This is a genomic window from Lysinibacillus sp. NPDC056232 (assembly GCF_042267565.1).
Lineage (GTDB): Bacteria > Bacillota > Bacilli > Bacillales_A > Planococcaceae > Lysinibacillus.
In genome coordinates this window covers 130,099-146,335 of record NZ_JBHJTF010000008.1, presented here as the reverse complement: position 1 = coordinate 146,335, position 16,237 = coordinate 130,099, and the positions used below count along the sequence as shown (strand labels likewise).

The 16,237-nt window shown below is 36.7% G+C and carries 14 protein-coding genes; 12 read left to right on the top strand and 2 right to left on the bottom strand.

Translation table 11 applies throughout. The annotated features are described in order from the left end of the window. Positions 1–258: 258 nt before the first annotated feature. From ACFCYJ_RS09010 to dinG, 6 genes are all read left to right on the top strand, one after another. On the top strand, positions 259–930 hold the full coding sequence (locus ACFCYJ_RS09010) for a TetR/AcrR family transcriptional regulator (RefSeq protein ID WP_376073464.1): 672 nt from the start codon (positions 259–261) through the stop codon (positions 928–930). Positions 931–932: 2 nt separating this feature from the next. Further along, entirely contained in the window at positions 933–1,694 is a 762-nt protein-coding gene (locus tag ACFCYJ_RS09005) for a CPBP family intramembrane glutamic endopeptidase (protein WP_376073463.1), read from the top strand. 377 nt (positions 1,695–2,071) lie between these two features. After that, positions 2,072–2,908, top strand: a complete 837-nt coding sequence (gene panB, locus ACFCYJ_RS09000) for a 3-methyl-2-oxobutanoate hydroxymethyltransferase (protein WP_376073495.1) — start codon at positions 2,072–2,074, stop codon at positions 2,906–2,908. After that, a complete protein-coding gene (gene panC / locus ACFCYJ_RS08995) occupies positions 2,908–3,762 on the top strand; it encodes a pantoate--beta-alanine ligase (RefSeq protein WP_376073461.1) in 855 nt (284 codons plus the stop codon). Before panB ends, panC begins: the two co-directional genes overlap by 1 nt. Before the next feature lies 1 nt (position 3,763). Next, positions 3,764–4,147 (top strand): aspartate 1-decarboxylase, encoded by a 384-nt coding sequence (gene panD, locus ACFCYJ_RS08990; protein WP_376073460.1) that lies wholly within the window; start codon positions 3,764–3,766, stop codon positions 4,145–4,147. A 126-nt stretch (positions 4,148–4,273) separates the two neighbouring features. Next, positions 4,274–7,045, top strand: coding sequence for an ATP-dependent DNA helicase DinG (gene dinG / locus ACFCYJ_RS08985; RefSeq protein ID WP_376073458.1), 2,772 nt, complete (start codon positions 4,274–4,276; stop codon positions 7,043–7,045). Positions 7,046–7,915: 870 nt separating this feature from the next. Here dinG and ACFCYJ_RS08980 read toward each other — a convergent pair. Then, positions 7,916–9,724, bottom strand: a complete 1,809-nt coding sequence (locus tag ACFCYJ_RS08980) for a sensor domain-containing diguanylate cyclase (RefSeq protein ID WP_376073457.1) — start codon at positions 9,722–9,724, stop codon at positions 7,916–7,918. Between the two features lie 261 nt (positions 9,725–9,985). Between ACFCYJ_RS08980 and ACFCYJ_RS08975 the strand changes: the two genes are divergently transcribed. The 5 genes from ACFCYJ_RS08975 (at position 9,986) to ACFCYJ_RS08955 (ending at position 13,438) form a co-directional block, all read left to right on the top strand. Then, entirely contained in the window at positions 9,986–10,756 is a 771-nt protein-coding gene (locus ACFCYJ_RS08975) for an isocitrate lyase/PEP mutase family protein (RefSeq protein ID WP_376073493.1), read from the top strand. Between the two features lie 20 nt (positions 10,757–10,776). Further along, positions 10,777–11,340 (top strand): bifunctional transcriptional activator/DNA repair enzyme AdaA, encoded by a 564-nt coding sequence (locus tag ACFCYJ_RS08970; RefSeq protein WP_376073455.1) that lies wholly within the window; start codon positions 10,777–10,779, stop codon positions 11,338–11,340. Positions 11,341–11,344: 4 nt separating this feature from the next. After that, positions 11,345–12,262, top strand: a complete 918-nt coding sequence (locus ACFCYJ_RS08965) for a DNA-3-methyladenine glycosylase family protein (RefSeq protein WP_376073454.1) — start codon at positions 11,345–11,347, stop codon at positions 12,260–12,262. Beyond that, positions 12,249–12,737, top strand: coding sequence for a methylated-DNA--[protein]-cysteine S-methyltransferase (locus ACFCYJ_RS08960; RefSeq protein ID WP_376073453.1), 489 nt, complete (start codon positions 12,249–12,251; stop codon positions 12,735–12,737). Before ACFCYJ_RS08965 ends, ACFCYJ_RS08960 begins: the two co-directional genes overlap by 14 nt. 302 nt (positions 12,738–13,039) lie before the next feature. After that, a complete protein-coding gene (locus ACFCYJ_RS08955; RefSeq protein ID WP_376073451.1) occupies positions 13,040–13,438 on the top strand; it encodes a DUF378 domain-containing protein in 399 nt (132 codons plus the stop codon). 218 nt (positions 13,439–13,656) lie between these two features. Here ACFCYJ_RS08955 and ACFCYJ_RS08950 read toward each other — a convergent pair whose 3' ends face one another. Beyond that, the gene (locus tag ACFCYJ_RS08950; RefSeq protein ID WP_376073449.1) at positions 13,657–14,826 is read right to left on the bottom strand and encodes a PucR family transcriptional regulator; all 1,170 of its coding nucleotides are present in this window, start codon (positions 14,824–14,826) and stop codon (positions 13,657–13,659) included. Positions 14,827–14,964: 138 nt separating this feature from the next. Between ACFCYJ_RS08950 and ACFCYJ_RS08945 the strand changes: the two genes are divergently transcribed. Continuing rightward, positions 14,965–16,209, top strand: a complete 1,245-nt coding sequence (locus ACFCYJ_RS08945; RefSeq protein WP_376073448.1) for a Zn-dependent hydrolase — start codon at positions 14,965–14,967, stop codon at positions 16,207–16,209. The last annotated feature ends 28 nt before the right edge of the window (positions 16,210–16,237 follow it).

Here is a 16,237-nt window from a genome sequence, read left to right as displayed (position 1 = left end):
GCAGGTCAGTTAGCCGTTATCGCATGGATGCGATGGTTTTAGGCTAACATCCACAAAGAACTCCTTTCCGATTTCCGTGACATCCGCCGGAGGCTTTAACTTCTTTCAGCGGATGTTTGTACACTTGCTGAAAGAAGTTAAAAAGTTCAAGCGGAAAATAAAATGATAATAGTGTCACTTTTTTATTGACAATAAAAGGTATATTGATTACGATAAAAATGACAATGGTGTCATTTTAAATGTTCGGAGGTAGAAAATATGCCAAAGGTAAGCCATGAATATGTACAGGAAAAGAAAAACAGCATTTTAGAAGCAGCCATAGCAGTATGTAAAGCGAAGCCGCTCTATGACATTACGATGAGGGATATTATTAAAGCGTCAGGGGTAAGTCAGGGTGGGATTTATCGTTATTATTCAGACTTGGATGAAGTACTTGTTGATGTTATTAATCAAGTAAATGCTAACGCAGACTATAAACATATTATCGATGGAATTACGGGTACGAGTAACTCTCCCTCAGAAACAATCATTAAATTATTTAGTTTTCTTGGAGAGTACATGAAGGAAAACGTATCAACAGTTGGTAAAATCCAATTTGAACTTACGATATTATGTGCTAACAATCCAGAAAGAGAAAAGAAAATTTTATCGAACATTATGGAGAATGAAAGTGGGCAATATTTGATGCAACAAATTTTTCATTCAATCCATAAGGGTATTTCTTCAGGATGTTTTCAGCTTGAGATATCGATAGAGGATTTATCTACTTTTATGATGACATCCATTGATGGCATTGTGAGAGACGTTGTCTTGCAAAAATGTTATGGAATGTTCTCAAATGATCAAGTGCAGTTTGATGAGATTCGATTGATGAATACACTTTGCAAATCCGTATTATTACTTTTGGGTACGAAAGAAGGAGAGGATTAAAGTTGGGAGTAGAGATAAGAAGATTTCTATTTTATACCTTTGCAACGTCTTGGATAATATGGGGCAGTTTAGCTTTGTTAACACAGCTAAATTTGCTGGAGTTTGGCAATGGAATATCAATGCTATTATTTATTCTAGGCGGAATTACTCCTGCAATTTGTGAGATTTGGTTGAAAAAGAAATATTCGACTAAAGAAGAGTTCAAATCATTTATCCATAATGTGAAAAATCCTAAGCTTCCTGTTTCATGGTACTTATTTGCAATCGGATTCGCATTTGCGGCGTGTTTTTTACCAACTCTATGGGGTGGAGCGACTATGGAGAATCCAATGTATTTGGCGTTACTTGAATTGCCGATCATGATTATTGGTGGGGGATTGGAGGAAATTGGCTGGCGTGGTTTTTTACAGCCCACATTACAAAAAAGATGGTCTCCTTTCACAAGTACAATGATTGTAGGCGTTATTTGGGCAGTTTGGCATTTGCCATTATGGTTTGTCATTGGATCAAATCAAATGAACATGAACTTCCTATGGTTTTCTCTAACAGCTTTAGCACTATCCTTTTTATTGACAATTATTTACCTCTCCACTAAAAGTATTTTTCTTTGTATTATTTTCCACGCTTTAATTAATTCATTTTGGAATGTCTTTGTACCAGTTACAAATGTAACGTCTGGTTTATTCACATTTTTATTTGCCCTGTTCCTATTTACAGTGTTTGAAGTTTATCGAAAATCAAACTTTCAGAAACGAATGGTTTGAATTTGGTAATAGTTATTGATCGTAATTATTAGAAAATAATATTTGAAGATTACTAGGGGAATCTGTTATAGTATGTGCGAAGGGCAGTATCCTTTTGTGAACGGCACCTTCAAAACGTAAGAACTATTTACAATAAATATCTGCCTTGATCTTTATATGACAGGGACGGAAGAAAACAAGCGTTCAAAAATATAACTTGATTCAATGGAATGGGCAATTCTCTCAAAGAGATTTGATTACGTATCCCATTATTAAGTTATGGCCTCTACTCAAAAACAAGAGGTGATTTTTGATAACGAACGAAACACTACCCTTCTGTCCATTTTAGGAACAGAGGGGTTTTTCTGTTTTCTTCCCTTAAAAAGGGGGACTACATGATGAAAACAACTTCAGATTTTTTAAAGATGAAGGCAGCAGGTGAGAAAATCGTTATGCTCACGGCATATGATTATCCTGCTGCAAAATTTGCCGAGGAAGCAGGCGTCGATATGATTCTAGTGGGAGATTCACTAGGTATGGTAGTACTAGGCTATGATTCTACAATGCCAGTGACAGTAGCCGATATGGTTCACCATGCAAAAGCAGTGCGCCGAGGGGCAAAGAATTCGTTTGTTGTTGTGGATATGCCATTTGGTTCGTATCACGGTGATGTACACGAAACGTTGAAAACGGCTGTATCTATGATGCAGGAAACAGGAGCAGATGCACTAAAGTTAGAGGGTGCAGACGATGTTCTACCAGCAATTCGTAAATTAACGTCAGCTGGCATTCCGGTGGTAGCTCATTTAGGTTTACTACCTCAATCTGCAGGAGTGCTTGGTGGCTACAAGGTTCAGGGTAAAACAGCTGAACAGGCAACGAAACTCATTGAAGATGCAAAAAAATGTCAAGAGGCTGGAGCATGTGCAGTCGTCTTAGAATGTATTCCGCATCAGCTAACAGAGATGGTATCCGCTAATCTTATTATTCCAACGATTGGTATTGGAGCTGGTGTTGAGGCTGATGGACAAGTGTTGGTTTATCATGACATGTTAAGCTACGGTTCACATCATGTACCAAAATTTGTGGAACAGTTTGCTAATATGGGTCAAGAAGCAAGCCGTGGAATTGCTGGTTACGTGGAAGCGGTCAAAGCAGGTACATTCCCTGCGCCGAAGCATTTCTTCACAATGAAAGAGGAAGCATTGGATCAGCTATATGGGGGCGTAAAGTAATGAAAATCGTCACTACTATCCAAGCATTAACCGTAGAAATCCAAGCAGCTAAGCAAGCTCAAAAAACAATTGGACTCGTTCCAACAATGGGTTATTTACATGATGGACATTTAACGCTAGCGAAAACAGCTCGTGCCGAAAATGAATTAGTTGTGATGAGTATCTTTGTCAACCCAACACAATTTGGACCAAACGAAGACTTTGAAAGCTATCCGCGTGATTTGCCACGGGATACTGCTTTGGCAGAGTCTGTCGGTGTAGATATTGTTTTCGCACCGAGTGTTGAAGAAATGTATCCGCATGATGGTGGTATTCGTATTCATGCGGGTGAACAGGCAACAATTCTTTGTGGGGCGAGCCGTCCAGGACATTTTGATGGCGTTTTACAAGTCGTTTCAAAATTATTTCACCTAGCACAGCCGACACGAGCTTATTTTGGACAAAAAGATGCACAGCAGGTTGCTATTATTGCTACGATGGTACGCGATTTTAATTTCCCTTTAGAAATGCGAGTAGTACCCATTGTACGGGAGGCGGACGGTTTAGCGAAATCCTCTCGTAATGTCTATTTAAGTGAAGCGGAGCGTCTTGAGGCACCCGCCATTAATGAAGCGCTACAGCTTGCTCGTGATAGCTTTTTAGCGAATGGTGATGCAGCGAATGCGCTTGCTAAAGCAAAGGCACATATTGCAGCACGTACACATGGCCATACAGATTATATTGAACTATTAGCGTATCCGGATTTAATACCCGCAACTACTGAGACGGAGCAAGTGCTTATAGCAGTAGCTGTCTATATTGGTAAAACTCGTTTAATTGATAATTGTATCTTTAATGTGAAAGAAGGATTGTAAAATGTTACGAATGATGATGAACAGTAAAATCCACCGTGCTACAGTGACACAAGCAGATTTAAACTATGTTGGATCTATTACAATTGACGAGGATATTTTAGATGCAGTAGGGATGCTGCCAAACGAAAAGGTGCACATCGTCAATAACAACAATGGCGCACGTTTTGAAACGTATATTATTGCAGGCGAACGTGGATCAGGCGTTATTTGTGTAAACGGAGCAGCAGCACGCCTCGTACAACGTGGAGATATTGTGATTATTATTTCTTATGTGTATGTCGATAATAAAGAGGCAAAAGATCATAAGCCAACAGTAGCTATTATGGGCGAGGGTAATACAATTAAAGAAATGATATCCTATGAGCCAGAAGCAACAGTGATGTAGTAGAGAGGAAGCGTGTACAAATTGTACATGCTTCTTTTTATGTTTAATCTGAAAGGCGGAGGGATGCCGCTGAGCCAAATATATGATAAAATTCATCTATCTAATGTGAACTGTGAGTTGAGATGTATGATGGAAAGTCAAAAGTATGCAATTGTTGATTTAGAGACGACCGGTCATTCACCGGCAAATGGGGACCGAATGATTCAAATAGCAATTGTTATTATGAAAGATTGGAAAATTGAACAAACGTATACGAAGTTTATTTATCCAGGTAAAGCTATTCCAACTTTCATTCAGGATTTAACACATATTACGAATGAGGATGTAAAGGATGCCTTGCCGTTTGAGGCACATGCCGACTACATATATGAACTGCTTGCTGATTGTGTATTCGTCGCGCATAATGCGGATTTTGACTTATCTTTTTTACAAGCAGAGTTCAAGCGTGCGGGTTTACCAAAATGGCAAGGTAAAAAGATGGACACGGTTGAGCTTGCCAAAATATTATTCCCAATGTCACTCAGCTTTAAGCTAGGTGATTTAGCGGCAGATTTAAATATAGAGCTAACAAATGCACACCGAGCGGATGACGATGCCCGTGCAACGGCTGAGCTCTTTAAACATTGCTGGAAGGAGCTACTCAGTCTCCCACAGCTAACTCTTGAACAAATGCATAAACGTTCATTCAGATTGAAATCAAATTTATCCCAGCTTTTCTTTGAGGCTCTTCAAATTAAACGACAGCATGTAACTGTTAATGAGAATGTCTCCTACTACCGTAATTTGGCTATTTGTGATGGACGAAAAAAGTATACAAATCATGCGGAGATTGTATCATATCCACAAACAGCAGCTGACAAAACAGCATTAATGACAAAAGCTATGTCGAATTTTGAGCAACGACCAGCGCAATTTGAGATGATGGACACTATTTGGCAAGCGCTCAATGACAAAAGAGAATGCGTGATAGAGGCATCAACAGGTATTGGTAAAACAGCAGGTTATCTACTTCCTGCGATTTTGTATGCTCGAGCAGTCGATAAAAAAATTGCAATTAGCACATATACGTCACACTTGCAGGAACAGCTTGTTGAGGAAGAGCTCCCAAAGATTGAAAAAATCCTTGGTACTAAAGTAAATATTGCTGTTCTTAAGGGCATGCAGCATTATATTGACGTTGCACGCTTTGAGCAATGTATGGCTTATGCTGATGAAACTTATGATGATACATTTACGATTTTGCAAATTCTTGTCTGGCTGACAAAAACTGAAACAGGTGTACTAAGCGAGCTTAATGTATCTGGGGGCGGACAGCTATTTTTAGAGAAAATCCGCAAAATGCCTGATGAAAAACCTTCAAAGAGCTTTGATTTCTATGAGCAAGCGTTAAAAAATAGTGAATTTGCCGATTGCATTGTAACGAATCATTCAATGGTACTTAGTGATTTAGTCCGTCAAACACCGATCTTTACACAAATTGACGGATGGATCATTGACGAAGCACATCAATTTATACAATCAGCCATGCAGCAGGATGAAATTGTCTTCTCCTATACACAGTGGAAGTACATTTTCGGTCAAATCGGAACGATGGAGGAAACTGCTTTGTTCCAGCAATTTAGTCAGGCCGCTAAGAAAAAACACCGCGTTTCTATGCAAAGCTTGCAGCGACTAGATGCACAATTTATACGTCTACAACGGACATTCGATGAAACTATGCAACGGGCTGTACAAAAAATGCAGCAACAAATAAAAGGGAAGCAAGCTAGTAGTAAATGCACATTATTTTTAGAGGATGTATCGCTGGCAAAAGAACCGCTTCTACAAGTAAGTAAGCTCACACAGCAGTGGCTTGATGTTGCGACAGAAGTAGGAATGGCCTTTGAAAATAATATTGAACAATTAGATAAAAATGAGCTCTATATATTATCGGAATGGCATTATTGGATCCGTGAATTAAAAGTAAAAATCGCGGAGTGGGAGGAAATTTTCCTATCGCCACAGGATGATAATTCAGTATGGTTAGAATTTGATTTACGGAGCGTACCTGGAAGCTTACATGTCTTTAAAAAGCCTGTTAATGTCACGTCTATCATTGAAAAAGTACTGGCACCACTTCGTAAGCAGGCAAGTATAGTATGGACTTCTGGAACTTTAACGGTGCCAGGTAATGAGCGTTTTGTGACGCGCCAACTCGGTATTTCTGATAGCGTTCAAGTAATAAAGCTACAAGCTCCACCATCCTATTATTCAGGTGCGAAGGCATTTATTGTCACCGATATGCCTGATATACAACATGTGTCACAGGACGAATATATTGAAGCGGTCGCCCATGCGATTACACGTACCGTACGAATGACTGAAGGACGTTGTTTTGTTCTATTTACCGCTCAGGACATGCTACGGAAAACAGTGGAGCTTATTCAAGATAGCGAACTCCTGGATGACTATATGCTTTTTGCACAAGGAGTCACGGGTGGTAGCCGTATGCGAATTCTGAAATCATTCCAAAAGTTTAGCCATTCCGTTCTTTTTGGAACAAACAGCTTCTGGGAGGGTGTAGACGTTCCAGGTGACGCTCTTGCATCGGTTATCGTTGTACGCCTGCCGTTCTCATCACCGGAAGAGCCTGTATTTAAAGCGCGAGCAAAACATATTACCGCACAAGGTCGCAATTCTTTCAATGAGCTATCACTACCAGAAGCTATCATGCGTTTTAAACAAGGCTTTGGTCGTTTAATCCGTTCATCACAGGATAAAGGAGCCTTTATCGTTTTAGACCGCCGCATTTCAACAAAGTCGTACGGTAAGGAATTTGTCAAGGCGTTACCACCGATTGATGTTAAGAAATTGCAGCTACCTGAGTTGTTAAAGGAACTTAATAATTGGCAGAAATAATTGGAATCCCTTTTAGTAGTATTGCTAAAAGGGGTTTTTTGGTAGAGTTAGATATGAAGGATTTAGTCCAAAAGTAAGGCTACTTGAGCGAATTTAGTAGAAAGTAGAGCGAAAAGCGAGTGACTCGAGCGAATATAGAGTAAAAAACAGAGGGGAAACAGAGATCCACGAGCAATAAAGTCTGCACAGAGCATAAAATTCACTCGCAAAAAAGCCCTCGACGATTGCGGGGGCTAGTTGCTATTTAATTTCTTTCAGCAAATGTTTTTCGTACCGAAAGCGTAGAGACAGGTACAAGTGTTTTCGTAGCGAAAGAGTAGTGACGGGTACAGAAGTATTCCACCTCTATAGGTGGTGAGATGAATGCGGATTTAAGCTACTTTTCAGTAGGTAGTTCAAAAAAGAATTCCTACCATCTACGGAAACGAGGTCCAAAGCCGGGGCCGGGGAAAAAGGGTCTCCCAACTGGGAAAAACGGGCTAACTGGGAAAAATGGGCTAACCGGGAAAAAAGGTCTCCCGACTGGAAAGAATGGGCTCATACCTGGAAAAAAGGGTCTCCCAAATGGGCTCATACCTGGGGAAAATCGGCGTCCGTCATTAAAACGCATTGGATATACCATTTTTATAACTCCCTTCAATTGATATAGTATAGGCTATGTTCAATCAATGAAGAGGCTTAGACTAAGACACAGGTTTGGGATTTTTGCAAAGGACGATTTTGGATTTTTCCGCAAATTGCCACCTTTACAGATACTCTTCAATTTGCATCTAGAGCAATTTCAGTGCGAGGTGAGAATTCTTCTTCACTGTAATGTAGTTCTTTAGTTGAATAGCGCAACAAATAGACCACTCCGTAATGGGTAGTCTATTACGTACAAGAAATCCTGTCATTGACATCATCTATTAAAAATTCAACACAGTTTCGGCCTCGTTCCTTTGCTTGATATAATGCTAAATCACATCTTGATAATAATGTATTTCGTGTATCGCCATCTATATAGCTAGTTACACCGAAACTACTAGTTTTTCGCTGCACAATAGGGAATTGATAATTTTCTAATTGTTGACGAAGTTTTTCAGAAATCTTAACAGCATCAACTAGTGTAGTTTGAGGGCAAATAACTAAAAACTCCTCACCACCCCATCTTCCAACTGTATCTTGCTCTCGAATCGTATTTTTCAATATCTCTGCTACATTCATTAAAACTAAGTCTCCTACTTGATGGCCGAACTCATCATTGACTTCTTTAAAATAATCAATATCTAGTAGAATAATAGAAAACATAGTCTCATGATGCTGAGCATGTTCAAACGCTTCTTCTAACACAAAATCTAACCTTACACGATTTGGAATTTGAGTAAGTCGATCTGTATTTGCTAATTTTTCAAGCTCAAGTTTAGCTCTCTCAAGCTCTTGTGTCCGTTCTTTTACTTTATGTTCGAGCGTTTCATTTAGCATTTTTTGCATTTCTTGATGCTCTTTTTTAATAATATTGATTTTATCGCCTAATGCTAATGACAAAAATATAGATTCAAAAATAGCACCAATTGCAGGAACTTCTTCAAATATAACTGGATGGAATGGAATTATACTTAAAAAAGCCAATGCTTGTACAATGATGGAACCAAGCAGAACAGTCCAACCTACCATATAAAATCTAGCCATTTTCTGACCTTTTAACAACACAAATATTCCTGATAACCAAAGAGAAATAAAGACAACTACAGCCAAAATAATTGTAAAATTGTTTGCAATCGTAACATCAGGGACAATGAATGAAGCAATTAAAGAAAGTATAGTGATCCATAATAGTAAATTTCCGATTTTGTGGAATCGAGGTAAATATTTTTTTAGTTCAAGAAACTCCTTACAAAATAGAATCATAAACAAAAGTAAAAGATTCCCACTTATAGCGGAAGATTTTATAAAATACCATTTAGGCAAATATTGACTTGCTAATTCAATATCTAAAGAATTCAATGTAGCTTGATAGAGGATAAAACTAAACATATACAAAACATAGTAAAAGTAGGCCTTTTCTTTTAACGAAAAGAATAAAAATAAATTGTAAATTAATAAAGCAGATAAGAATCCATAAAAAATTCCTGTTAAATATTTATAATCAATAATTTTATTGATAAAGCTATCCGTTGTAAAAAGATAAGAAATTGCATTTAATGGTAATTCGCCATCTAATTTTATATAAATTTCTTTGACGGTTGGTTCTTCGATTTGGAATAAATTCGAACGATAATGAATGTTTTGATCGTCCATATTTGAAATTCCTCTTTTTTGAACACGATAGGAACCATCTTCTTTCACTAAGTACATTTCAATGTTATCTAGTTTGTCTGTTACCTCTAACCAGTAAGACTCCTGTTTATCCTTTAATAGTTTATCGGTATCTAATCGTAGCCAAATTGTATCATCCGTATGCCAAAAGAATAAATAATTGTTTTTACTAGCGACAAATGAATTGTCATATGTACTACTTAATAAATCTTCTATCGTAATTTTTTTTGAAGGATCACGAAAAACATCATAATGCTTTCCTAATACAGTGGGTTCTGATAGTTCTGCAGCATGACATGGTAAGCTGAATTGTGTAAAAGTAAATATAAGTACGATAAAAAAATAAAATAACAGGTTGGTTTTTATAATTTTATTTTTCATCATATATTTTTTCTCCTATCCTAATCCCTATCCTTCAGTTACTAGTTAAGCTGATGAAAGGTAAAATAAGGTGCTCTAAAAATAGAGTATTATGTAAATATATCACACTTTATTCTATGTTTAGGATCTTTACGGATAAAAAGAAGATAATTCGGTTAGGAATCCTTTGATTATTGTCAAAGACCATAAGAGCAAGAATGAGGACGAAATGAATATCTATTTCCTGATAATATGATGGCTAATAAACAACAAGGAGGCATCATGATGTTAAAAATTCAGGAATTCAATGAACTACATTCAGCTGAAGAGCTATTATTTATAGGTAATGCGTGGGATTTATTATCTGCGTTAACTTTAGAAAAAGCGGGCTTCAAAGCAATTGGTACAACAAGCTGGGGGATTGCCAATTCATTTGGGTATGCAGATGGTGAGTTAATTGATTTTGATCGACACTTAGCCGTTATTAAATCAATTGCAGACAAAGTAAAAATACCTGTTTCCGCAGATATTGAGGCGGGATATGGACATGATCAGAAAACAATTTTAGAAAATGTTTTAAGGACGGCAGATGTTGGTGTTGCAGGTATCAATATTGAGGATTCACTCAAAAAACAAAAGGGATTACGTAATTTAAAAGAGCATTGTAACCTTCTAGCAGAAATGAGAACGATGTTAGATAATCACGGTTATAAAAATTTCTATATTAATGCTAGAACAGATACGTATTTTCAGCTTCAGAATCCATTTATGGAAACTATGAATAGAGCAAAGGCTTATGTGGAGGGCGGAGCAAGTGGCATATTTATTCCAGGATTAACAGATGATGAGGAGATAAGAGAAATAACTTTGAATATAGATGTACCCATTAATCTACTTTCTTTACCTGAACTGACGGATTGTAATAAGCTTAAAGAACTAGGGGTTAAACGTTTTAGCTTCGGCAATGCACTATCAGACAAAATAATAGCTTATTTAAAAATGAATGCTAGCCAATTACTGGAGAAGCAAAATACGGCGTTTTTATATGAGAAATAGGCTGCAAAGGGGATGGAATAGTGAACAACAAAATCAATCTTTCATTTGAGGAAATGTGGGAGAAAATTATGGCCTGTGATCAAACATATGATGGGCTATTTTTTACAGCTGTAAAGACTACTAAAATCTATTGCCGTCCTTCATGTAAATCGAGAAAGCCGAAAAAAATAAATGTAGAATTTTACGATGATATTCAAATGGTTGAGAGTGCTGGATATCGTGCATGTAAAAGGTGCCAGCCTGAAGTGGAACTCTCTCCGCATACTCAACTCATCAAAAAAGTAACAGCCTATTTAATAAATGAGTATAAACAACGATTAACATTACAGGATATTGCTAATTATGTGGGAATAAGTCCCTTCCATCTTGAACGCCTATTTAAACAAGAAACTGGTGAAACACCGCGAACTTATTTAGAAAAAATAAGAATAGATAAAGCCGTATATTTTTTAAAAAATACAAGCTATACAAATCTTGAGGTTTGCTATGAAGCCGGATTTCAAAGCCCATCAAACTTTTATAAAGTGTTTCGGAACTTAAAATATTGTTCACCAAGTGAATATCGAAACCTTGTGAGGAGTTAAGGACATGAATTGGATCAATAACGAAACCTATATTGTGATTAATCCACCTGCAGCATTTAATTATACGGAGTGTTTAATATTCTTAAATAGATCTAAGCAAGAGGTGCTGCATCAAATAAAAGACGGCTATTTATATAAATTGCTTCAAGTGGATGGACAAAATATTTTATGTGAAATAGGATATCAATCAAATTGTATCAAAGTTGAATTTCCAATACACGCACAATCTGAAAGAGCCTTAGAAAAAATTGCACAGTACATTTGGCAATGGTTCGATTTAGAAAAAAATTTGAGCAGTTTTTATGAAATGGCTCAAAAAGATAAAATTTTGCAGCCTCTCGTTAAAAAATACTATGGATTACGAATAATAGGCATGCCAGATTTATTTGAAGCCCTCGTATGGGCAATTATTGGACAACAAATTAATTTAACATTCGCATACACATTAAAAAGACGATTTGTAGAACAATTTGGAGAATGCTTAATATTTGAAGGAGAATCCTATTGGCTGTTTCCGACATCTGAAAGAATTGCTGCTATTCAAGTGGACGATTTAAGAAGCTTACAATTTACAGCTAGAAAATCTGAGTACATTATAAATATTGCAAAAATCATGACAAACGGACAATTAACAAAAGAAAAATTGCTTCAACAGGAAGATTTTTTAGAAAGCAAAAATTTCTTAATGTCAATTCGGGGTGTTGGTGCATGGACAGCTGATTATGTGCTGATGAAATGCATACAAGATCCAACCTCGTTTCCTATTGCAGATGTGGGTCTTCATAATGCCTTAAAAAATCAATTAGCATTAAATAGTAAGCCGACTGTTGAGGAAATCAAGAACATTGCAACACATTGGAAAGACTGGGAAGCTTATGCCACTTTTTATTTATGGAGGTCTCTATACGATGAAACAATATAAATTAGATTTTAACTCTCCCATCGGCATCATTGAAATTGTAGGTTCTGATACAGAGGTCTATTCAATAATGTTTTCAGAGCAAGATCAAATAGTAAATGTTCCTCAAAAAGATACACCTCAAGTTTTATTAGATTGCCAACAACAGCTACATGAATATTTCATCGGTGAGCGCCATGAGTTTACATTTTCTTATGATTTTGATGGTACTAACTTTCAAAAAGATGTTTGGAATGCTTTAACAAGTGTTACTTATGGTGAAACAGCAACATATAAAGAAATTGCCGTTTCCATCGGCAATGAAAAAGCTGTGAGAGCTGTAGGAAGTGCAAATGGCAAAAATAATTTAAGCATCGTCATTCCTTGCCATCGAATTATTGGCTCAAACGGAACATTAACAGGCTATGCAGGTGGGATGTGGAGAAAGGAATGGCTACTACAACATGAAAAATTGAATAGTAAGGGAATTAAGAATTAAATTTATGATGATCATCTCTACGTTTGGGTGATAAGCCATTTAAAAAGTGGTTTATTACCTTTGATTTTCTAACGTTCCTTTGTTTGTAACATAACTTAGCCTAGGAATACGTTTTGTATAAATAAGCGGCTATTGCTAAAAATAAGACCGTCAAAATGGGTGATTTAATTACTCGATAAGTATTTGTAATTTTACCACTTGTTATGACAGTTTTTTTGCAGTATCGACGCTTTTCATACATGTGAAGCATAAACTTCAAATGTATAACTGGCTTCGTATTTACAAGTGAAGGAGGTGTAAACATGAGCGTAGTTTATAGAATCGCTTTAGTGTTAGTCATCATAGGAGCAATCAACTGGGGACTTATAGGATTTTTTAGATTTGACTTAGTTGCCTATTTGTTTGGTGGACAAACAGCAGTATTGTCAAGATGGATATATGCATTCGTTGGATTAGCAGGACTAATATCCTTACCTGTGCTTATTATGCGATTTGATGGGGATGAAGACCTTAATCCTGATCTAAATCTTGATCAAGATCAAGATCATCATACTCGCATAGACAGAAATCCAAGCTATGGTATGGAATTTGGTGATGAAGCAGATTTTACGGCATTAAAAACAACTAATGTACTAAAAGAAGAAAAAAAGGATTCACATAGCAAAAATAAAACTAAAAACAAAAACAAAAACAAAAAATAACCCTTAGTTTATCGATATTACCCCAAAAAAACTGGTGACCATTTGGTTCGTCAGTTTTTTCGTTATGGCTAGGAGAAACATTTAGGGGGAAATCCGCAAAGATATAAGGGTGGGCACCCAGATAACGAAGCGGATTTTTACTAGAAGCTCTTTCATTCGTATGTCCCATTTGCCGTTATTACCTAGAAATGCGAACGGAAATCTTATGGTGATAAAATTTATTGGTGTGCCAATACATCTTCAATCAAAAATGCGATATAGAGATTTGTTTTTGTAAATGGGTTACTTAAGTCCATATCTAATAGCGTTTCTATTTTTTTTATTTTATAAAGTACTGTGTTGCGATGAATAAATAGACGTTCACTAATCCTACGGGTACTACCATTTTCCTCGAGAAAAATGCGTAAAAATTGTATATAATCTGAGCTATGCAATTCATCATAGCGATAAAGCACACCTAAGATGTCTTGGCTATATGATTTGATTAATGTTTGATTTTGCACGGCCATGATAATTTTGTAGGCACCAATTTCTTTATATTTATATAGGAAACGATTGTTATGAAGCTTTGCTAATTGGATTACTGTTAATGACTCATCATAGCTTTTGCGAACATTTCCAAGCTCTTTATGATAATTTCCTTTAGCAATGATAATATCCAAGTAACCATTTTTTTGCGTAATTTTGTCGTAAATTTCTTCAACAACTTTTGAGAAGGGAGTATTTGGCGCAATGATTTGTGCTCTGTCGATTAAAAAGATGAGGTGATTTTTATGCTTTAGTTTTAAGAAGCGTTTATATCTATTTTGAAATGCAAATTGGATCATGACCTCGTAACGGTCAATATTAGCTTGTGCACCATTTGTTGTACATGAAATGATGGCTAGCTCCCTACTTTGTGGAAAACCTAGTAGTGCTAATTGATCTTTAATGTAGTCGGCGTTTTGTTTGTAGTGAAACAGTAAGTTATAAAGAACCTTTTCTTCAATAGACAGCTCTTGATGGTGATTGGCGATAAATTGAAATGTTGTTTTTAATAAGTCTGCTATTCGATAATTCCAAGGCATGTGAAAAATAGGGAAATCATGTTCGTTGGCAAAAGAGATGACTGATTCTGGTGTATTTGGAATATAAGGACCAGTATTAATAATAAAGCCTGCTACTTTTTTAGAGAAAGCTAGTTTTACAAGCTGCTCTAAGGAATCTCCATCAGAAGATAAATTAATACCTGTAGTCACGACTAATTCATTAGGTCTACAAAACATAATTAAATCAATGCTTTCTACTACGTTAATCCCTGTAACTCTTCGATACGTTCCGTTATGTCCAGCTACTAATGTTAGCATTGGGAATTGAACTCCCTCTACAATTTTGCGAATTGTCCCCATTTTTTCCCCCCTTATTATGAACATAACTTATCATATATTATGTGCAGATGCACATATTTTTTTAGTTTGCTAGCTATATCTCATAATTTTTATCTTTTATAGAATGTGTATAACTACTGTGAAAGAGAGGACTTGCATATGTATAAGTGTAATAGTAGACGATTGCAAGAGTTAATTGAACAATTTAGTCAATTTGGAGCTACTAAAAATGGTGGCGTAACTCGTTTGTCTCTTTCGAATGAGGATGTACTAGCAAGAAACTATTTTTGTGAGTGTTGTGATGAATTAGGAATGGACATCAAAGTCGATGATATGGGCAATATTTATGCTATTCTCCCTGGGAAAAAGGATGTTCCTCCAATTGTGATGGGGTCGCATTTAGATTCCGTTGAAAAGGGTGGGAAATTTGATGGTGTATTAGGCGTTTTAACGGCTATAGAAGCCATTAGGACATTAAAGGAAAACGAAATTGAGCTAGATATCCCTATAATGATTGTTAATTTTACGAATGAAGAAGGTGCTCGTTTTGATCCTGCAATGATGAGCTCTGGTGTCATCTCAGCTAAATTTGAAAAAGAAAAAATGCTGCAATCTGTCGATAAAAATGGCACTAGTTTCAAAGAAGCACTGCAAGCGAGTGGTTATGAGGGAGATCAAGATAATCGTTTAAAGGAAGCTCTTGCTTATATCGAATTGCATATCGAACAAGGACCTGTTCTAGAGGCGAAGCAGTTGGAAATTGGCGTTGTTGAAGGTGTATTAGGTATGGTGTGCTATGAAATTACGGTTACTGGGCAGTCCAATCATGCTGGAACGACACCGATGACAATGCGTCAAGATCCGATGATCGTATCTTCAAAAATTATTACGTATTTACATGAAGAGCTCGGAAAAATCGATGAACAGTTAGTGTTTACCTTTGGCCGAATGAATGTTTCACCAAATATTCATACCGTGATACCGAACAATGTGACATTTACGATAGATTCACGTCATCAAAAACCAGAGATCATGCAAAAGGTAGAGGACATACTGAATAATCTTCCTACAGAGGATATGGGCTGTAGCATTAAGCCAGTAAAGCTATGGGGGAGAGATACAGTTTATTTTGATACTCATATTTGTAATGAAGTGGAAAGGGCTTGTCAGAGCTTCGGCTATACTGCTCATCGAATGTTTAGCGGGGCGGGGCATGATGCGCAATATATGGCAAGTATTGTTCCTTCAGCGATGATTTTCGTACCAAGTATTCAGGGTAAGAGTCATTGCGAGGAAGAAGAAACAACATTTGAGGATTGTGCGAAAGGAGCAGATGTATTACTTGAAACAGTGTTGACGCTGCAAACAAAGTTCAGTATGGGGGAGACCTACACGTTACATTAAGGTGGGTTTTCCTAACATTGTCATGATT